The sequence below is a fragment of the Mesorhizobium loti CJ3sym genome (genome assembly GCF_000472785.1).
In the GTDB taxonomy this organism is placed as follows: Bacteria; Pseudomonadota; Alphaproteobacteria; order Rhizobiales; family Rhizobiaceae; genus Mesorhizobium; species Mesorhizobium loti_E.
In genome coordinates this window covers 194,997-214,353 of sequence record NZ_AXAL01000011.1, presented here as the reverse complement: position 1 = coordinate 214,353, position 19,357 = coordinate 194,997, and the positions used below count along the sequence as shown (strand labels likewise).

19 protein-coding genes are annotated in these 19,357 nt (G+C 63.0%); 6 read left to right on the top strand and 13 right to left on the bottom strand.

Annotated elements, in window-relative coordinates; all coding sequences use genetic code 11:
• The first annotated feature begins 63 nt into the window (after window positions 1-63).
• Complete coding sequence (locus A3A9_RS0117370) at window positions 64-792, top strand: SDR family oxidoreductase (RefSeq protein WP_027059906.1); 729 nt, start codon at window positions 64-66, stop codon at window positions 790-792.
• Here the strand turns inward: A3A9_RS0117370 and A3A9_RS0117365 are convergent.
• Both A3A9_RS0117365 and A3A9_RS0117360 read right to left on the bottom strand, forming a co-directional pair.
• Window positions 789-1,763 carry a LysR family transcriptional regulator gene (locus tag A3A9_RS0117365; RefSeq protein ID WP_027059905.1) on the bottom strand — a complete coding sequence of 325 codons (975 nt, stop codon included), beginning with the start codon at window positions 1,761-1,763 and terminating at the stop codon, window positions 789-791. The two genes, A3A9_RS0117370 and A3A9_RS0117365, sit on opposite strands and share 4 nt — an antisense overlap.
• Before the next feature lie 19 nt (window positions 1,764-1,782).
• Entirely contained in the window at window positions 1,783-2,688 is a 906-nt protein-coding gene (locus A3A9_RS0117360) for a S1C family serine protease (RefSeq protein WP_027059904.1), read from the bottom strand.
• A 271-nt stretch (window positions 2,689-2,959) separates the two neighbouring features.
• Between A3A9_RS0117360 and yghU the strand changes: the two genes are divergently transcribed.
• A complete protein-coding gene (gene yghU / locus A3A9_RS0117355; RefSeq protein WP_027059903.1) occupies window positions 2,960-3,832 on the top strand; it encodes a glutathione-dependent disulfide-bond oxidoreductase in 873 nt (290 codons plus the stop codon).
• Window positions 3,833-3,916: 84 nt separating this feature from the next.
• Here yghU and A3A9_RS0117350 read toward each other — a convergent pair whose 3' ends face one another.
• Window positions 3,917-4,246, bottom strand: a complete 330-nt coding sequence (locus A3A9_RS0117350) for a DUF1236 domain-containing protein (protein ID WP_027059902.1) — start codon at window positions 4,244-4,246, stop codon at window positions 3,917-3,919.
• An 862-nt stretch (window positions 4,247-5,108) separates the two neighbouring features.
• Here A3A9_RS0117350 and A3A9_RS0117335 point away from each other — a divergent pair.
• The 3 genes from A3A9_RS0117335 (at window position 5,109) to A3A9_RS0117325 (ending at window position 7,371) form a co-directional block, all read left to right on the top strand.
• On the top strand, window positions 5,109-5,849 hold the full coding sequence (locus A3A9_RS0117335; RefSeq protein ID WP_027059901.1) for a sulfotransferase family protein: 741 nt from the start codon (window positions 5,109-5,111) through the stop codon (window positions 5,847-5,849).
• Between the two features lie 108 nt (window positions 5,850-5,957).
• Window positions 5,958-6,242 carry a hypothetical protein gene (locus A3A9_RS0117330; protein WP_027059900.1) on the top strand — a complete coding sequence of 95 codons (285 nt, stop codon included), beginning with the start codon at window positions 5,958-5,960 and terminating at the stop codon, window positions 6,240-6,242.
• Window positions 6,243-6,315: 73 nt separating this feature from the next.
• Entirely contained in the window at window positions 6,316-7,371 is a 1,056-nt protein-coding gene (locus tag A3A9_RS0117325; RefSeq protein WP_161634511.1) for a DUF535 family protein, read from the top strand.
• A gap of 331 nt (window positions 7,372-7,702) precedes the next feature.
• Here A3A9_RS0117325 and A3A9_RS0117320 read toward each other — a convergent pair whose 3' ends face one another.
• The 4 genes from A3A9_RS0117320 to A3A9_RS44845 all read right to left on the bottom strand — a co-directional run bounded on the left by A3A9_RS0117320 (window position 7,703) and on the right by A3A9_RS44845 (window position 12,458).
• The gene (locus tag A3A9_RS0117320) at window positions 7,703-8,911 is read right to left on the bottom strand and encodes an amidohydrolase family protein (protein ID WP_027059898.1); all 1,209 of its coding nucleotides are present in this window, start codon (window positions 8,909-8,911) and stop codon (window positions 7,703-7,705) included.
• 231 nt (window positions 8,912-9,142) lie between these two features.
• The gene (locus tag A3A9_RS0117315; RefSeq protein WP_027059897.1) at window positions 9,143-9,694 is read right to left on the bottom strand and encodes an isochorismatase family protein; all 552 of its coding nucleotides are present in this window, start codon (window positions 9,692-9,694) and stop codon (window positions 9,143-9,145) included.
• 134 nt (window positions 9,695-9,828) lie between these two features.
• The gene (locus A3A9_RS0117310; RefSeq protein WP_027059896.1) at window positions 9,829-10,542 is read right to left on the bottom strand and encodes a hypothetical protein; all 714 of its coding nucleotides are present in this window, start codon (window positions 10,540-10,542) and stop codon (window positions 9,829-9,831) included.
• A gap of 308 nt (window positions 10,543-10,850) precedes the next feature.
• Complete coding sequence (locus tag A3A9_RS44845; RefSeq protein WP_027059895.1) at window positions 10,851-12,458, bottom strand: WD40 repeat domain-containing protein; 1,608 nt, start codon at window positions 12,456-12,458, stop codon at window positions 10,851-10,853.
• Between the two features lie 619 nt (window positions 12,459-13,077).
• Here A3A9_RS44845 and A3A9_RS42675 point away from each other — a divergent pair.
• Window positions 13,078-13,188 carry a hypothetical protein gene (locus A3A9_RS42675; RefSeq protein ID WP_082222124.1) on the top strand — a complete coding sequence of 37 codons (111 nt, stop codon included), beginning with the start codon at window positions 13,078-13,080 and terminating at the stop codon, window positions 13,186-13,188.
• Between the two features lie 2 nt (window positions 13,189-13,190).
• Here the strand turns inward: A3A9_RS42675 and A3A9_RS0117285 are convergent, their stop codons facing one another.
• The 6 genes from A3A9_RS0117285 to A3A9_RS0117255 form a co-directional block, all read right to left on the bottom strand.
• Window positions 13,191-14,381: a hypothetical protein gene (locus tag A3A9_RS0117285; RefSeq protein ID WP_027059894.1), complete on the bottom strand. Its 1,191-nt coding sequence runs from the start codon at window positions 14,379-14,381 to the stop codon at window positions 13,191-13,193.
• A 69-nt stretch (window positions 14,382-14,450) separates the two neighbouring features.
• On the bottom strand, window positions 14,451-15,221 hold the full coding sequence (locus tag A3A9_RS0117280) for an exodeoxyribonuclease III (RefSeq protein WP_027059893.1): 771 nt from the start codon (window positions 15,219-15,221) through the stop codon (window positions 14,451-14,453).
• Window positions 15,222-15,709: 488 nt separating this feature from the next.
• On the bottom strand, window positions 15,710-16,354 hold the full coding sequence (locus tag A3A9_RS0117270) for an alpha/beta hydrolase family protein (protein ID WP_027059891.1): 645 nt from the start codon (window positions 16,352-16,354) through the stop codon (window positions 15,710-15,712).
• A 230-nt stretch (window positions 16,355-16,584) separates the two neighbouring features.
• On the bottom strand, window positions 16,585-17,268 hold the full coding sequence (locus A3A9_RS0117265) for a hypothetical protein (RefSeq protein WP_027059890.1): 684 nt from the start codon (window positions 17,266-17,268) through the stop codon (window positions 16,585-16,587).
• Window positions 17,269-17,277: 9 nt separating this feature from the next.
• Window positions 17,278-18,402, bottom strand: a complete 1,125-nt coding sequence (locus tag A3A9_RS0117260; protein WP_027059889.1) for a tetratricopeptide repeat protein — start codon at window positions 18,400-18,402, stop codon at window positions 17,278-17,280.
• Complete coding sequence (locus A3A9_RS0117255; protein ID WP_027059888.1) at window positions 18,399-19,307, bottom strand: Ku protein; 909 nt, start codon at window positions 19,305-19,307, stop codon at window positions 18,399-18,401. The genes A3A9_RS0117260 and A3A9_RS0117255 overlap by 4 nt, the downstream gene beginning before the upstream one ends.
• Between the last annotated feature and the right edge of the window lie 50 nt (window positions 19,308-19,357).

Genomic DNA, 19,357 nt, shown 5'->3' with positions numbered 1-19,357 from the left:
TCCGTTTTCCAATGGCGCCCTGACCTGCCAATCCCCTGTCTCAATCAGCAAAGGCAGAGCGAAATGAACCTTTCAAACCAGAAAATCCTGATCTTCGGCGGCGGTTCCGGCATGGGCCTAGCCCTGGCCAGACGTTGCGTCGAGGCCGGTGCCGAAGTCATCATAGCCGGGCGCGGCGAACAGAAGTTGAAAGAAGCGCGACAGGCGCTGGGCAATCCCGCCAGTCTTGACGTCGCCGCTGTCGACATCGGGCGGGAAGACCAGGTCGCAGCGTTGTTTGCCGGGATCGGCAGCCTCGACCACATCGTCAGCACGGCGGCCGACATCGAAGGCGCCTACAGGCTGCTGCCGGAGCTTGATCTCAAGGCGGCGCAACGCGTGGTCGACAGCAAGCTCTTTGGCCCATTGCTGCTCGCCAAGCATGGTGCGCCACGGCTTGACGCGACGGGCTCGATGACCTTCGTCTCCGGCATCGCCGCCTATCGGCCGGCCGCGCGCGGCTCTGTCGTCGCTGCTGTCAATGCGGCGCTCGAAGGCCTGGTGCGGGCGCTAGCCGTCGAGCTGGCGCCAATCCGCGTCAACGCCGTTTCGCCCGGCTGGGTCGACACCGATATCTGGGCGCAGGTCGCTGGCGACCGCAAAGCCGAAACGCTTGCCGCGATGGCCGAGCGGCTGCCGGTCGGCAGGGTCGGCCAGCCCGCAGACATTGCCGACGCTCTTTTGTTCCTCATCGGCAATGGCTTTACCACAGGAACCACGTTGCATGTCGAGGGCGGACACCGGCTGATTTAGCTGGCGACGTCTTCCGTTAGCTTATTTGGAAACAAGGGCTTGGAGCTATCAGCCGATTCAACTCCTGAACTCGCCTTGGGACCCGCCAGCGTATCACGCGCGGCGGCGAGCAGTTGCCGGAGTGCCGGCGGCTGGACGCGCCGGCGGCGCCAGATCATCGTCAGCGGTGCCGCCTGTGCCGGGCCGGGCCACGGCAGTTCGACAAGCTCACCACGCTCAAGGGCGTCGCTGACGGCGAGACGCGGAACGAGGCCCAGGCCGGCGCCGGCTGCCACCAGCCGGGCAATGGCACCGATGCTTCCGACCTCGGCGGCAAGCTTTGGCGCCGCCATTCCGGCAAAAGCGGTGTCGAACATGTGCCGGTAGACGCATCCGGGCTCCGTCGCCACGAAACGCAGCGCGGCGAGGGCGGCCAGGTCGCGTGGCACGATATCCTGCCCCGGCGCCGCGACCAGCACCAGCGGTTCGGCGCCTATCGTGCGCCTGGCCAGGCGTTCGTCGACGCTGCCCTTCGCACCGTCGCGCAGCTCGAAGCAGAAGGCGACATCGATGTCGCCATCCCTGAGCAGCTGCCGCAGCGTGCCGCTGTCGGTCACCTTCATCCGCACGGTGATATCGGGATGACTGGCTTGGAACCCCGGCAGCCAGGGCGCCAGCCGGACCGAGGCGATCGTTTCCAGCGCACCGATGGTCAGCGCCCCGCTCGTCTGGCTGGCCGCCGCCAGCACGGCCGCGCGTGCCTCACCATCGAGCCGCAACAGCTCTTCGGCGATCGGTTTCAGCGCCAGCCCCGCCGGGGCCAGTTCCAGGCCGGATTTCGAGCGCGTGAACAAGGCGGCACCCAACTCGGCTTCGAGGGTCTGGATCTGGTCGCTGACACTCGATTGCGCGAGGTGAACCGCCTCGGCGGCACGCGTGATGTTTCGGCTGCGCGCCACCGCGAGAAAAGTCCTGAGCAGTCTTGGATGCATCGCCTGGCCGAAATCAGGCCTACTGCAGCTGCGGCTTCTTCAAGAAGCTGCCACGGTCGGCGGATTTCACCCGCAGCCAGGTCTCGCGGCCGTCGCGCACCACGCGCATCGGGATCTCGGCGCCGGCCGAGCCGCTGTCCCACAGCTTGCGATAGAAATCGGCGAGCCCGTCGACGGCACCGTCGCGGACCTCGGAGATCACGTCGCCTTCGCGCAAGCCGGCCTTGGCGGCCGGGCCGCCCGCGGTCACGCTCATCACCACCACCTTGCCGTCGCTTTCGGCCGACAGCGCGCCAAGCCATGGGCGCGGCGGCCTGGCGACCTGGCCGCGCGTCAGGAGATCGTCGAGGATCGGCGGCAACAGATCGATCGGCACGACCATATTGATATCGGCGACTTCGCCGGCGCGGCTCATCTGCAGGCGCAGCGAGCCGATGCCGAGCAGCGCGCCATCGGCGCTGAACAGCGGCGCGCCGCCCCAGGACGGATGCGCCGGCGCGATGAAGATCGCCTCGTCGAGCAGATACTCCCAATAGCCGGCGAATTCCTGCTTGGTGACGATCTTGGCCTCGACCGCGCGGCCGATGCCATCGGCAAGCACCACCGCGTCGCCGATCCTAGCCTTGCCGGCATCGCCCAGCGCCACGGCCGGCAGCCCGGTCGGCGCCAGCGCCTGGACCAGGCCGAAGCCCGATTCCTGGTCATAGGCCAGCGCGTGTGCGGGGATGACGCGGCCGTCATGCGCGGTCAGCCAGACTTCTTCTGCCTCGGTGATGAGATAGCCGATGGTCAGCACCAGCCCGTCGTCACGGATGACGACGCCGCTGCCTTCCCTGAGCGTGCCCAGAGCGCCGGCTGTGAAGGCATCGTCGGGAACGGTCGCGCGCACGGCAACGACGGAGCGCGGATTGGGATTGACGGTCATGATTTTGTCCTGCGATGCGGCACTTGGCGGTTTCTCTATAGGTATGCGCTGGGGTGGATGGTGCAAGGGGTGAGAAGCGGTCCGCGCAGCGGACGAAAAGCCAATTGCTTGGCTTTTCGAGCTTCGAACGCCCTGAGTCTTGCGAAGGGCCGGGGCGCAGACGCTTCGCTGACATTGACAATAGTTCAACGCAAGTTGAACTTTCCCCTCCGCAGCCCTAACTTCACATCAACCAACCCCACCCTTCCCGCCCCACAAGACGAGGCCCGACATGACCGACTACACCCCGCCGAAAGTATGGACCTGGAACAAGGCAAATGGCGGCGCCTTTGCCAGCATCAACCGGCCGATCGCCGGGCCGACGCATGACAAGGAACTGCCCGTCGGCAAGCATCCGCTGCAGCTCTACTCGCTGGCGACGCCGAACGGCGTCAAGGTGACTGTGATGCTGGAGGAGCTCCTAGCGCGCGGCCACAAGGGCGCCGAATACGATGCCTGGCTGATCAAGATCAATGATGGCGACCAGTTCGGCAGCGGCTTCGTCGAGGTCAATCCCAACTCCAAGATCCCGGCGCTGATGGACCGCAGCGGCAAGACCCCGGTCCGCATCTTCGAATCCGGCTCGATCCTGGTCTATCTCGCGGAAAAATTCGGCGAATTCCTGCCCACCGAGCAGCCGGCCCGTGCGGAGGTGTTGTCATGGCTGTTCTGGCAGATGGGCTCGGCGCCGTATCTGGGCGGTGGCTTCGGCCATTTCTACGCCTATGCGCCGCAAAAATTCGAATACGCCATCGACCGCTTCGCCATGGAAACCAAGCGCCAGATGGACGTGCTCGACCGCCGTCTGGCGGAAGCGGAATATCTCGGCGGCAAGGATTACTCGATCGCCGACATGGCGGTCTGGCCCTGGTATGGCGGGCTGGCGCTCGGCCGCATGTACAATGATTCCGCCGACTTCCTGTCGGTGCAGGAATACAGCCATGTGCAGCGCTGGGCCAAGGCGATCGACGAGCGCCCGGCGGTCAAGCGCGGCCGCATGGTCAACCGCGCCTTCGGCGAGCCTTCCATGCAGCTGCACGAACGCCACGACGCCAGCGATTTCGACACCAAGACGCAGGACAAGCTGGCGGCGGCAGCCGAATAGGGAAAGGCAAGGTTGGTTCTAATAAAAAACCCGTCACTAACGTCGCGTTGGTGGCGGGTTTTTCATGCAGGTTAGCGCGAAAATTTAGTGCAGGACTTCGACGATCTGATGCGTTTCCGGGTCGACCAGGACCGTCTGATCATTGATGACGGCCACGCGGTACTTCACATCAGGCACTTCGCGCAACACCACCGTATCCGGCACCGGCGAGCCGAGCTTCAGCTCGACGCCCAGAAGGTTGACCGATGCCAGCGGCTCCTTCTTGATGTATTGACGAACGACTGTCTCCTGCTCTGGCTGGACCACGATCTGCTGCGCCGGCTGCTGGACAACAACGACGTCTTCGGCCGCCGCTACACCAATGCCGCTCATCAAGACCAGTGCGGCTGCCGCACCCGAAAGATAATATTTCATAGTAACCTCCATTTTGTTATCTGAAATTCCGCCTGCAGCAAAAACGCCGTCGCCATCGCGAGGTTCCATCTCAATTTCTGGAATAAATATGCGGATTGATCGATAAATACGATTTCGATTTCCTGCCAGATCGAGCGGTCACGCCCACATAATGCTTTTGGGATCTGCAATTAATTGCCGACAACTGCGAAGCCACTTGGGAATAGGCCGCAAAGTCAATTTGCCTTGGAGAGGCACGCCGGATGCTTCTTTCCCCGGGGAACTCGATCCGCCGTCGCTAGCAACAGCCAACGAAGAGCGCGCCGTGTCGTTCCCGAGTGCTCGTCCGGCGCACGAAAAAGGCTCGCCCTGCCGGGAGCAGAGCGAGCCTTGGACGGTGCCGGCGGAGGTGGCAGCCTCACCGGTCACATCCGGGAAACGCCGGTGCCGGGGTCCGGTTCCAATCAGTGTGCAAGGCGGCCTGGATCAGATGCAACCATGTCGCCATGGCGACGTTGTGCACAAAATTTCCCGGATGAAATCTTCCAGCAAGGATGATCGCGACATGGCTCCCCGACCCTCCGTGACCAAGCATCCCTTCACCCTGATGTTTGTGGTGATCGCGCTGATGGCGCCCTTTGCGGGCCTTGCCTGGCGCACCCGCGAATGGCTGGGTTGGTAGACCTGTCAGTCGCAGCACCACGACCTTGGCCCCTTAGCCCGAGACAGACAGCATCCGATTTTCAACGTCGGCTCTCCGCTGGCGGTGTTTCGGCGCATTCACCCCACGTGAGAATTTTATTGCGCCATTGTCCAAGTGAGCGCAATCTGAGCCCCATGGACTGAGATACCAGAGAATATCCGTTCATCGGGGGATGGGGGAATGACGCTCAAACTGATCGGGGCCGGTTTTGGCCGCACAGGCACGTGGTCGACTTTTGCCGCGCTGAACAGGCTCGGCCTGCCCTGCTATCACATGCAGGAAGTGATCATGAACAAGGCCAACAAGGGCCATCTGGACTTCTGGCGCACAGTGGCCAACAGTCCGCCCGGCAGCCAGCACGACTGGAACCGCGTCTTCGCCAATTATACGGCGACCGTCGACAATCCCGGCTGCTGCGTGTGGAAGGAATTGCTGGCCACCTATCCCGACGCCAAGGTGCTGCTGACCTTGCACCCGCGCGGCGCCGAAGCCTGGTACGAAAGCACCATCGACACGATCTACTTCACCAAGAATGTCTGGCAGTTCAAGATCCTGGAATGGCTGACGCCGTTCGGCCGGAAGTTCGGCGACATGTCCAGCAAGCTGGTGTGGGGCCGCACGCTGGACGGTGTGATGGACGACCGTGCCAAGGCGGTGGCGCGATACAACGCCTATATCGAGGAGGTGAAGGCAGCGGTGCCGCCGCACAAGCTGCTGGTCTACAAGGTGACCGAGGGCTGGGCGCCGCTCTGTGAGTTCCTCGGCGTTGCACTGCCCAACGATCCCTTCCCCAACCTCAACGACCGCGAGACGATCAAGAAGATCATCCGCGACATCATCAAGGGGTCGTACATCATGCTGGGGCTGGTGGTGGCGGCCGCGCTGGCGGTGCTTGCGGCGCTGTGGTGGTGGCTGGGCTAGCTGCCTGCACCGGCAACCGGAAAGTACGCCCCGCACCCTTTGCCGAGGGAACAAACAGCAGTACCCCCGAGTTTCGCTTCCAGTCTTTTCCAAGGATTGGAGGCCAACATGGCACCGCGCGGCAAACCACGCACCGACGATGACGACAGCCCTGAGGTCGAGGGTCCGACCATCGCGCAGCTGGACTGGGACGCGGTCAAGGGCGGCCAGATCGTGCCGGATTCGTTGCCGGAAAACGGCGACATGCGCTACGGCACGGAAAAGGACGGCGACCTGCCGGACGAAGACGACGACAATGCCGATCAGGACAGCGACGACGCTTTGCCCGACGACGAGGAAGAAGCCGCGATCAAGCGCCATCCCACCCGCGAGGGCCGGTTCGACGAGACGTGAGCGGCGCTCCCGCAATGTCCGTGTAATCCCCCCGGGCTAACCCCGCTCCTACAACAGCCATGTGGGATGGATCTTGATTTTCGAAACGAGCGAGCGCGCCTGGCTGCGGGAGGCCGCCGGCGTCTTCAGCCAGATTCTGGGCCTTTGCGGGCGGCTGGGGCTGGGGCAGTCCAGGGTTTTCCTCACCCGCTTCGCCTGCAAGCCGGTGAGCTTCTTCAAATGGTTTCGCTTCCTGTCGAGCTTCCGGCGGCGGCATGGGCTGGGCTGCCCGCATGACGATCTCTTGCGCAAGAAGCCATACAAATTCTTCGCCCTTGGGCTGCCGGGCCATCGCGGCTTCGAGCTTCTGGTCGACCATTTCAGTCTGGCGGCGGCGCGCCTGCCGCGGCACCTGCTCGAGGCCGCCTGGCGCGGGCGGGTCATCGACATCGGCCAGGTGACGGGACGGCGTGACGCCTATGCGCTGACCATGCACCTGTCCGTTCATTCCGGCACCAGCCACGAAGGCGCCTTCTCGATCAAGCTGACACGGCAGAGCGACCGGCTCGATCTGGTCAGGTTGAGCTTCATCCTCTATCCCCTGGATGCCAATCCCTTGGATGCCAATCCCTTGGATGCCAATCCCCTGGGCGTCAGCCGCCTGGGCGTCAGCCGCCTGGGCGCCAGCCCTTTGGATACAGGCCACTACACGGTGGCGATCGGCGGGCTCCAGGGCAGCAAGAAGCCGGAGGCCAAGCGCGCCGTCATCGACGCCACGCGCGATCTGTGCGGACTCAGGCCCAAGGATGCGGCACTGCTGGTCATGGAAGGCATAGCGATTGGCGGCGGCGCCGATCATGTCCTTGGCGTCTGCGATGCCAGGCACACCATCAATTTCCTCCCGTCCGGCAAACGCGCCGGCAAGCGCGCCGACATGGACCAGTACTGGATCGACCGCGGCGGGCAGGAAGGCGGCGAATTCGGCTTCGCCATACCGGTACGGAGCCGCGACATGGCAGAGCCGCTCAACCGGCGCGAGGTCCACAAGTTTAAATTCCTGGAGATCGGCAAGTGCCTGCTTGCTTCGCAGGATGCTCTGCCCGGGATGGGGGTGAGCCCGCGAACTGCCCCCTCGCCAGCAAGGATGTGACTGTGTGCCGTTGATCCCTTCGGATATTGTCAAAGCCACATTTTTCATGCCCGGATCGTCGGCGAAGACGATTGGCCGGCTAAGTTCTTTGCTTAGCTATTATATTAGTATTGACTAAAATATAGGAACGTCCAATGGACATTGCCGGAACCGAACAGGCCCCCTCGGACCTTTGCGCCTGGCACCTAAGACCTTGGTCCTGCAACAAACGAAAAAGGCCGATCTTGCCCGGTTTGAAGGCCGGCCAAGGGAATCGGCTCCCCCTGTCGTCTGTCGCGGCGGGAGCGGTCGACCTTTTGAAGTTTGAGCGCGCCAGCGTATATCCCCAGCGTCAGCTCGCCAGTATCGTTCCATTCTTCGCCACCGCCTTGCCCCGGCGATAGACCGTGCGCTCCTTCGGCAACGCGACCACCGCCTCCGGCACGTGCTGCGCCCGCATGGCGACGAAGTCGACCCTGGCTCCAACCGACAGGCCATAGTCCTTCAGCCTCAGCGCTTTGGCGCCGGCATGGCTCACCACATCGAAGGCGGCTTCCAGCTCGTGATCCTCGTAGAAGCCGGAGCGATAGCCGATCATGTTGGCTCGCGAAAGCATGTCGCCATCGCCATAGGGCCACCAGGAATCGCGGATGTTGTCGGAACCGCTGAACACGGTGACGCCGGCCTGCCGCAGGGCCGCCACCGGCGGGAAGGCGTGGTTGCCGGGCGCGTTGGTCATGATCGCCACCCCTGTTGCCGCCAGCATCGCGCCGGCCTTCGCCAGGGCATCGGCCGGGATGTCGCCAAGCCCATAGGCGTGGCTGACCACGACATGGCCCTGCATGCCGAGCGCCTTTGTCCGCGCGGCGATCTCCTCGACCTGGAACAGGCCGAGCGTGCCGCCATCATGCAGATGGATGTCGACACCGGCGCCGTGCTTGCCCGCCAGGGCGAACACCACATCGAGATGGCCGTTCACGTCGCGGTCGAAGCTCGCCGGGTCGAGCCCGCCGACGAGATCGCAGCCGAGCTTCAGCGCTTCGTCGAGCAGCTCAGCCGTACCGGGGGACGAAAGAATACCGCTTTGCGGGAAGGCGACGAGCTGGATGTCGATGAGGTCCCGGTACTTCTCGCGCACGGCCAGGATGGTCTCGACATGGCTGAGCCCGACCGAGGCGTCGACCATGACATGGCTGCGCATGGAGAGGCTGCCATTGCCGATGCAGAGCTCGAGCTGGTTTTTGGCCCGCTCCGCCATCGGCGCCGCGGCGGCAAGGTTCTGTGCCTGGAAAGCCACGCGCTCGCGCACGTCGAACCCATTGGTGCAGGGAATGTGCGGGCGCCAGGCGTCGCCATAAAACGACGTGTCGAGATGGATATGCCCCTCGACGAAGGCCGGCACGACAAGCTGGCCGGCAAGATCGACAGCGTCAGGCATTGCCGGCCCGCTGCCAGCCGGCGTGATGGCGCCAAAGCGGCCGTCGGTGACGGTGAAATCGACCAGCGAACCGTCGGCCAGCCTGGCGTTGGTGAAGTGGATATTCGAGGTTTGGGCGGTCATGGCATCACCATCGCTGGGGTCGTCGCCATAGGGCTAGACCATGCGTGCCAAGCGACGGTCAACACCACAAATGGTGGAAACTGTTTCGTGACATGCCGGTGTCCGGCGCTGAAAACAGCAGATCGAACAGCGGGATACGGCAGAACGATGAATCAAGATGGAGGACGAAACGACTTGTGGAAGCCTCACCCGCCTAGGCGAGCAAAATCGGGGCTGCAGAACTTCCGTGTTTCAGCCTCCCGTCAGCACCTTCGTCGTCACCAAGGTTGCGCCATCACCAATGAATTCGCTGTTGTGCCGGGCGATGATCTGGCTTGCTGTCTCCTCGGCATTGTCGAGCGTGCTGTGCGCATCCGACACCACGGTGACGCCAAGCCCCTTGGCGATCGCGCTGCGCACAGTCGCCGCCACGCAAAAATCGGTCTGCGCACCAAGGATCACGACGGCAGCCGCGCCCTGCCCGGCCACCCATTCGCCCAAAGCCGGATTGCTGAACGCGTCGCGCACGGATTTGGCGAAGGTCGGCTCGTCCCCTGCCTGGCCAAGCGCCGGCCACACCGGCCAACCCGGTTCACCCGGCGCCAGCGGATCGCCTTGGGGTCCGTCATGCCTGACGAACGCGACCTTGTGCCCACCGCGCCTTGCCCAGTCGATCACTGCCCGGGCACGCTCGGCAATGGCCGGCGCGTCACGGATCGGCGGCTCGTGCACACCGTCGAACATGCCGGTCTGGAGGTCGATGACGATGAGCGGCGCTTTGTCCGTGAGGCTGTGTGCTGACATGGCGGCGATGATAACGCTGGGCGTTTTCGCGTCAAGAAAGGCTGAAGCAAAGCTGTCGAACCAAGGCCGTCTGCGCGGATGCAAAGCACAGTCAAGGACTTCGGCGTTGCCACGTGACCATGGATCGCCTCGGTCTAGGAATTCCGGGCATCCGCCCTGCACTGCGCGATCGCCTTGGTGGCATTGATCAATCCGGTGCGCACCTGGGAGGGCTGTCGAAGGTTTTGCCAGTAGGCACCGGCGCCCTTCATTTCATGGCCGGCACCACCGCCGATCATGCCATCCGCGCCGACAAGCATCGTCACGACCTTGATGCCGCAGGCGAGGTTGCGGTCGGGATCGGTAATGTCGACCTCCGAGCTGAAACCGCATCTGTATCGCCCCTCGTCGGCCAGAGAAAGCTGCAGCAGCCCGATGGAATACTGGCCCTGGTCCTCTTCCCAATAGGCCGCCGTGCTGTTGTTCACGGATTCCGCGCCAGCCAAGGCTACAATCATTGTGCGCCAGAACACTGCCCGCCCCTGTCTGTCCTGCAACGCGTAGCCGGGACAAAAAACCGCGATGTCGGCGGGCTCAAGGGCGGTCAGCTTCTGCTCCGCGTCGATCAGCGCGGTCACCTTGCGGGTCACAGTCTTGCTGTCCAACTGCTGTTCCCGCGCGCCTTGCGCATCGAGGCATTTCCGGGCGAACGCCTGTGCTTCCGGCTGGGTCGTATGGCCCCGGGCACGCCATTGCGCCGTGCAGGATTGCCGGGCCTCGTTCGGAGGAGCCGCCGGTACTGCGCTGTCAATGATGCGCGGGTTCGCGCAGCCCTCGACCAGGCACGCCAGGACACCGGAAACCGCCATTCCCCGCAGCAACCTCAAGCGCAAATAAGTAATCAGCGGAGCTGACGCGTACACAAACACCCCCCACCCGCGCGTTGTTCGAGGCTGGCCCCGACCTGCACGGCTTTTGTTGGCCCTAACGTGGCAGATCGGTATCTGCCTGTCACCCAAAGCTGCCGGTTACGGTAAAGGCGCCGTTGGTGTTTTCAGCCGGAAGATCACGATGATGTCGTCTTTACTTCCTGGTGAAACTTCAGACCTGGCGCAACAACCGTTCACCACGATCTCCAGCCCGCCGCGACGATCGCTTCCATCGACCGCTTCGCGCCTCATCCCGGCGCCCCAGCAAACAGCACCACACCATCGCCACCCCCCGCTGGCCAATCCCTGATGGTGCGGTCGTTGCCGCCGGTCAGCACCGTGCCGTCGGGGGCGAAGGCCACGGCGTAGATCGGGCCGGTCTGGCTGTCGAATAGGGCGATCTGGTTGCCGGTTGCCATGTCCCACAACCGTGCGGTGCCGTCGAGCGAGCCCGACAGCAGGCGCTTGCCGTCGGCCGACAGCGCCAGCGTGTAGACCGTGCCTTCATGGCCTTCGAAGCGCTTCACCTCGCGGCCGCTGTCGAGATCCCAGACCTTGATCGTCAAATCGCCGCTGCCGGTGATCACATGGTGCCCGTCGGCGGTGAACACGGCGCCATAGGTGCCCTGGTCGTGGCCGTGCCAGCTGCGCAGCTGCTTGCCGCTTTCGATGTCCCAGAGTTTCAGCGTGCCATCGATGCTGCCGCTCAGCGCCTGCTTGCCATCGGGCGAGACGGCGACCGCGCTGACCGACCAGTCGTGCCCGGTCAGTACATGCAGCACGGAATTGTTGACGAGATCCCAGACGATGACGTTGCCGGTCTCGTGCCCGCTGACGGCGCGCTTGCCGTCCGGGCTGATCGCCAGTTGCCTGACGCCGCCATTCTGGCCGGACTGGAAGACATGCAGCACGGCGCCGTCGGCAATTTTGCGCAGCACGATCTCGCCGTCGTCGCCCGCTGTCAGCGCGCTGACGCCATCGGGCATATAGAGCGCGGTGCGCGCCATGTCCTTGTGGACGCCGAGATTGCGGATCAGGTGCTTGCCGCCAATGTCCCACAGCTTGATCACATGGTCGGTGCTGGCGCTCATGATCGAGTGGCCGTCGGGCGCCACCGAAAGCCAGACGACCGCGTCGCGATGGCCATCGGGCTGCGTTGGCGCGGCCGGCGCCGGGGGCGGCAATGGCGCCACCGTGGGCGGCGGGATGACGGCGACCTCCGGCGGTGACGGGGGGGCGGGGACCGGCGCAGGCACGGGCGGCGCTGGCGGCACCGGTGCGGCGGGCGGGCTGGCGGCTACCGGCGGCGGCGCGGGTGGCAGAGCTGGCGGGGCTGGCGGCGTTGCCGGCTCCGGAGCCGGCGGCGCGCTGGCGACATCCTGGCCCTTCGGCTCGCTGGGCCTGGGTTCGGCAAGCTTGGGTTCGGCAAGCTTGGGTTCGTCGGGCTTGGGCTCGGCCGCCTTGGGCAGGTTGGCCATCTCGCCGCCGCCCCACGGGCCGAACCGGTCGGCGGCCAGCCCCGCGACAACAACCAGTGGCAGAGCGAGAAAGAGCTTGCGCAGGCCGGGCCTGCCGGTCTCCTGCACCTCCGCCGCGCGGCCAAACAGCGGCGCTCCAGCAGCATGCGCCGGCCGCCCCGGCAACAGCCCGGCCCAGAACAGCAAGGCACCGGTCAGGCAGGCAAGTGCTGCTAGCACGAGCCCGGTCAACCGCAAGGAGGCCGCATCCGAGGGCAGTACGAAAAAGTCTTGCCAGCCAACGGCACCAGTAACGACGAGCGGATAGACCCGCGCAAGGCAGCCGAAGGCAACCACGGCCAAGGCAAGCGCTAGCACCCTGTCAGCCAATCTGTTCATTGCGCCCTCCGCCCGCGGATATGGATAAGGTTACCAGCGCCGGTTGAATACCGCAAAACGCCGCCCCTCGCCTGCTGCCACGAAGTATGTCGCCGGAACTATCCCTCGCTTAGGCCAGGGACATGCATGGAAACAAAGACTTAAGCACATTGTGTCGCAGTTGAGAGCCCCGATCCATGCCTGATCGAACCTCGGCAATCGGCATATTGGCGCCAGATATTCCGATGCTTTGATTGAGACAAGCTCGACTATCCCCAGCGCAACATTGACAGAGAACCGCGATGTGGCACTATTCCCATGGGATATAGTGGAGAGCTTTTGATCATGAAGAAGATTTATGAACGGCCCATCCTGGTAAAGAAGGGCAATCTGAAGTCGGTCGTCGCCGCAGCTTCGCCCATACCGCAATAATTCATCGCGTGATTTTCCAACACCAGCTGTGCGATATCGACAGCAGGGCGCACTATCGCGTAGCGGAGAGCATTGGACGATGAAGAAGGTTTGTGAACGGCTCACTCTGGTCAGGAATGGCAAACGTTTCGCCGTGACGGCAACCAGCACGATCATCTAGCGCGGGTTCCTTGTAAAAACGATGAGCCGCCTCAAGGGGAATACAGACATGAAGAAAACCTACAGGAAACCGGTGTTCCTCAAGAAGGGGCGTCTGTCAGCGGTCACGGCGGCAAACGGCAATTCGAACCCGACAAACGGCAATTCGAATCCCGGTTGAGCTCAGCGCGCCAGCACCAGATCGTCCAGCACCATCTGCCAATAGTGTTTCGTTGACAGCCGGACACGCGTGACCTGGCTGAGCATGGGGGCGTAATGCAGCGGTGTCAGCGCCGACAGAGTGACCTCGTCGCTCGATATCAGCCTGTCGCCAAGCCAGCTTTCGATGAGCGCCACCTCACCCTCAGAATTCAGCCAGGCAGCGCTGAGCATGATCGAGTGGAAGCCGAACGGCCGTTCACAGCTGAATTCGGCAGGCAGGCCACTGCTGGTATAGGCGACGTGGTTGCCGGACACGTTGCCATTGACATAGCCATGGCTGTCCTTGGTGTAGTCGCGTGCCATTGCGTTCAGGTTGCGCCATTCCAGCCCGGCATGGCCTGAGGGAATTTTCAGGAAGGTGCGCGTCGTCACATCGTCGAAACCGATCGTCTCCAGCACGGCATTGCCGGCAAGGCCGGGCAAGGACAGCAGGCCGAGATCGGCCGGATAGGGCGACAGCACCAGCTGCCGGTCAAGGCCACTGCCGCTGATGCTGATGCTGTCGGCGCCATCGTCAAGGTCGAAACTGAAGGCCGCGCCCGGCGCCAGCAGCCGCGTCTCCAGCACGTTTCCATTGCCGATGACCGAAAGCGTTGCCGAACCCGTATCGGCAATTCGACCACGCAGGCGGCGGGGCGGCGCGAGACCGACAGGCTGCAGCATCTCCTGTGAAGCAAGTCCCGCCGGCGAACCAGGCGCCGGCAAGAGGACCTGGGACTGGCTGTCATTGGCGCTTTCGGCCCGCCAGCCGGGCGGTACTGAAACCACGAAACGCCAGTTGCCCGGCGCGCGTAAGACGGCCTTCCTGCGCTTCACCGACATCGGAAAATTGGCGAAACCCGCATTGTTGGTGCGCACCGAGGCCGCGAACGCGCCGGCCTCGTCATAGAGCCGCACCATGATCCCCGCCATCGGCCGGTCGCCGACGCCATATCTGCCGTCGCGGTCGACATCGAAATAGACGAAGGACGAATAGTTGAGCATGCCCCCGCCGCCGTTCCAATCGGTCCGGACGGCATAGTCGTTGCCGGGGTCTTTCCAGCGCCGCGCCTTGCGGCCGGCACGCGCCCGAAGCAGCAACCAGAAAGCGGCCACCGCCGCAATAACCGCCAGCGCGGCAAGCAGGATCCACAAGAAGTAGAACTCAGCCATGGTGCCTCGATCCATCATGCCGGCCGCCGGGGCCGCAATGCCTCTTGGCAGCTTGCGGCCCGCCGTCCCTCATTTCAACTCCACCCACACCGGCGCATGGTCGCTGGCGCCATCCTGTCCGCGCACTTCGCGATCGATGCCGGCACCTTTCAGCCGGCGAGCGAGCGTCTTCGACAGCAATATGTGATCCAGCCGCAAGCCCGCATCGCGCGGCCAGCGGTTCCGGCGGTAGTCCCAGAAGGTGTAGAGCGTCTCCTTGGGGTGCTTCTTCCGCAAGCCATCGGTCCAGCCCTGCTCGATGAGGGCGGCGAAGGCAGCCCGGCTTTCCGGCTGCGCCAGCGCATTGTCGTCATAGGAGCGGGTGGCGTAGATGTCGCGCGGTTTGGGCACGATGTTGTAGTCGCCGGCCAGCACCACCGGCAGGCCGGTGTCGAAAAGCTGTTCGGCATGCGCTTCCAGCCGCGCATGCCAGGCGAGCTTGTACTGGAATTTCGGCCCCGGCCGCGGGTTGCCGTTCGGCGCGTAGAGGCACGCGATGACGATGCCATTGACCGCTGCCTCGATATAGCGGCTCTGCTTGTCGGCATCGTCGCCGGGCAGCGCATCGCGGGTCAGCACCGGCTCGGCACCGCGCGCGAGGATGGCGACGCCATTCCAGGTCGGCTCGCCCTTCCACACCGCGCCATAGCCGGCGTCCGCCAGCACGCTGCGCGGAAACTGCATGTCGCGCGCCTTCAGCTCCTGCAGGCAGACGACATCGGGTTTTGCCGCCGCCAGCCACGCCAGCAGGTTTTCCAGCCGGCTGTTGATGTTGTTGATGTTGAAGGTGGCGATTTTCATTTGGGTTCTAAACGAAGTCGGTGAGAACCCTTCAGAAAAAGAATGATGTCGGGAAAAATGAGAACGTCAAAAAGGAGAACTATTGAATAAACTGCATACTCAGAAACTCTGTAAACTTTATCAAACATAACAAATATCGATGCCGCCGACAGGAAATAAATCACGATAGAAAAGCGCTTGAATCGCGAGATCTGATGCGGATCCGACATAAACCAGAAATAATTTTGATACTCATCTGAATTTGACATAACCGTATAAATATAGATCATAGATGATATGAAAATAGCGTAGTCTATATACAATAAGTACCATACTTCCAAATTGGATATTAACACAGAGATGACGAAGAACAAAGTCAACAGAGTTGCTATAAAGAAGGCTGCAGCTATTTTAGATCTGTTTTTCCCACATATTATGTAGAGCAAAATCGCCTCTCTAGATTTTCCTATGCGAAAATTCGCTCAGTTGGCCGCCGTGTTGCGCCATTTTCATCGAACTGCACGTATCGCCCAAACCTTCACCGTCTCCGCCAGCGTCTTCAAATGATCCGCCGTGGAAAATCCCGAAATGCTCTTGCGCGGCTTGAGGTCGTGGTCGCCATCCTCCAGCCACACCACCTCGATCGCATCGGACAGCCCATAGCCGGCAACCTCGTCGGGCGTGCCGAACTCGTCGCGCGTGCCCTGGAAAATCAGCGTCGGCGTCTTCAGTCCGGTGAGATGTTTTGTCCGCAATTGCTCGGGCTTTCCCGGCGGGTGGAAGGGATAGCCGAGGCAGACCAGCCCTGAAATCTCGCCCTTGGCGAACATCTCGTCGGCCACCATCGAGGCAACGCGCCCGCCCATCGATTTGCCGCCGATGATGAGCTTTCCGGTAACGCCCTTAGCCCTGAGGTCGGCGATCGCCTTCACATATTCCGGGTTCACCGTCTCGGCGCGCGGCGGCGGCTTGCGCTGGCCGTAGCGGCGCGCAGCCATATAGTGGAACTCGAACCGAGCGACCTGGAAGCCGGCGACAGCCAGCGTCTTGGCGGTGGCGGTCATCGAGGGAGAATCCATCGACGCGCCGGCGCCATGCGCGAGCAGGATGGTGACAGGGGCGGTGTCGTCGCCGTCGAGGAGGAAGGTGGTCATGGGGTGGCCTCGCAGGAGAGGTCGCGTTCCGTGTCGCCCCCCTCTGCCCTGCCGGGCATCTCCCCCTCAAGGGGGGAGATCGAATGGCGTTGTCGATTTCGCCAATCGCCAAGATTGGAAGGCGGGTGAGACATTAAAGCTTCCGATCTCCCCCCTTGAGGGGGAGATGTCCGGCAGGACAGAGGGGGGCGTTCAAGCACGACCATTGCGTTCCTCCCTTGAGCGGCGAGCTATGGCCGCGTCGCCAGTTCACCGCAAATATTCGACTGAAGATATTCCACCTGAGCTGCCAGCAATCTAGGCCACCCGGTCGCATCAATGCCGTTTATCCATCTGCACGCTGCTGGACGCCCGTGAACCTGCTCAAGCAAGCAGAAATAGGCGGTGTCTCGCCAAGCGCCGCATAATTGCAAATTGCCGTCCATTACATCCAGTGCCGACGCCCAAGTGAACCATCGCCTAATCCATGCGCCGACATTGCCGTCGAGATCGGCAATGCACTGAGTCATGAACGCATCCAGGTCTTTTTCGCTGGCGACCCAGAAGAAATCTCGGCTGGGGCGCTCAAAGTCAGCGTCGATGGCATTGAAGCCTTTCCGGAGGAATTGTTGGTTTAGCGTTCGAGAGCCGCGGGTTTTGTACTGAGCCGAGCTCGGATCTTTGACTTCATACCAGGCATCGAAGTCCTTCCACATCTTAGCGAATTTCTTCCACTTGAAGACAGCGGTTAGTTCGCATTCACACTCGCCGTAGCGGTAGTCCGTGTCACAATCCAACTCGATGCTGAAGTCGGTCAGGTTGTCCGTCGATGAGATTATCAACTTGGGGCTGCCCGGCTTGAACCATCTCTCGCCAAGGCGCGCATGGAGTTCTTCGGCAACCCGCTTTCGGATGGTCTTTGCGTCTAGCTGCACGTCTTTCCCTCACCCCGCCGTCCGTGCCAGCTGCATATCCACGAACTGCACGCCCTTGGCCGCCACGCGGGCCCATTCCGAATCCGCGTCCAATTCGAGATACCGCACCCACAGTCGCCGTGCCTCGACCAGATTACCCGCATCGAACTCCAGCCGGGCCAGGTTGAACATCGGGTCGGCATAATTCCTGTCGAGCGCGATCGCCTTCTGCAGGTGCTTTCGCGCCGAGGCGTCGCGGCCTTGCTCGCTCATCAGCCCGGCGAGATTGAACCACGCCTCGACGAAGGCCGGATCGAGTTTTATGGCCCTGGCATAGTCATGGGCCGCCTCCGCCGCATGCGCGCCGGCGCGAAGGCAGTTGGCGCGGTTGAAGGCGGCGATGGCGTCGCTGGGGTCGATGGCGAGGCAGCGCTGGTAGAGCGCGGCGGCAGCGTCATGGTCGCCGCCCTCCTCCGCCGCTTCGGCCTCGGCGAACAGCTCTTCCAGCGTGTCGTCGCCATGCGCCGCGCTGCCCAGATCGAACAGCAACTGCCCGTCGAGTTCGCTCTGGCCACCCTCGAGGTAGATGGCGTCGGGCCGGCCATGCTGGGAGCCGACATTGAGCGACTTGGCGGTCAGCGAGGCGACCGGGCCGGAGCGATGCACGGAGCGCGCAATCGCCCCCCATGTCGCGCCGCCGGCCACCAGCCCGGCATATTTGCGTGCCAGGATCAGGTCGCGAAACGAATAGGGTTCAATGTCATGCTCGAAGGCATCGAACAGCGAGAGCATGTCGAGGTCGGCGCCCGACAGCCGCGCTTGCTCGATCAGCGATTGCCGCGACAGGGATGACGCTTCCGGCGCCTTCATCAGCCCGAGCCGGCGCAAAAACCCGTTCTCGCTGATGAGCGTGCGCCCGGCGGCGCGCTCGGCGGCGACGCGGCGCTCGATGCCGGCATCACCGTTTTTCGTCGATCCGGCGCTGGCGAGAAGTGTGCGGCCGAACACGACATGCGTGGTGCGCCTGGTGATGCCGCGCTGCAACTGGCCGTGCTGGCGCTCCACCTCGCGCGCGGCCAGCCTGAGCGGAAACGCCGCCATGGCGCCGATGGAGCCGAAGACGGCGCCCGCGACCGTGACGGCGCCTGCCGTCATTTCTTGCTCTTGCCGACCGCCTTCAGCAAATTGGCCTTCAGCGGATTTTCAGGTGCCCCACCCGCTGCCGCCTTCTTGGCCGCCGGTTTTGCCGCCACCTCGTCGGCCTTGCTCTTCGACTTGGCCGGCGGCTTCGACTGCGACAGGCTGGCTTTCAGCGCATCCATCAAATTGATGACATTGCCACGCTCGGGTGCGGCGGCGATGATCGGCTTGTGGCCCTTGAGCTTCTCGCGGATCATCGCCATCAGCGCGATCTCGTAGCGGTCCTCGTAATTCTTCGGATCGAAGGTGGTTTCCTTCTGCTTGATCAGCGCTTCGGCGAGCTCAAGCATTTCCTGGTCAGGCTTGCCGGCGGGGATGTTGCCGAAATACTCAACCGTGCCGCGCACTTCGTTCGGGTTCCTCAACGTGCACACGAACATGCCGTTCTCGCGCGCGCCGATCGTCACGATGCGCTCGCGGCTGGACAGCACCAGCCGCGCGATGGCGAGCTTGCCGGATTTGCGCATGGCTTCACGCAACACAGCGAAGGTCTCTTCGGCCATAGCTCCATCCGGCGCCATGTAATAGGGCGCATCCTGGTAGATGACATCGACCTCGCCCTCGTCGACGAAGGCCTCGATGTTCATCGTATGGTTGGATTCGATGCGCACCGCGTCGAGGTCGGCATCATCAATGATGATGTACTGCTTGTCCTCGTACTCATAACCCTTGACCAGATCCGAGCGCTCGACGAGCCCCAGTTCGGGGTCGACCGGCTTCATGTTGATGCGGTTGTGGGTCTTCTTGTGCAGCTGGTTGAACGAAATGCGCTCGCTAGTCGTCGTCGCCGGATAAAGCCGGACCGGACAGCTGACGAGGCTGAGCTTGAGGTAACCCTTCCAACTTGCCCTTGGCGCCATGATACACTCCTACGCGGCCATGCACTGACATTATGTTGGAGCATGGTCTT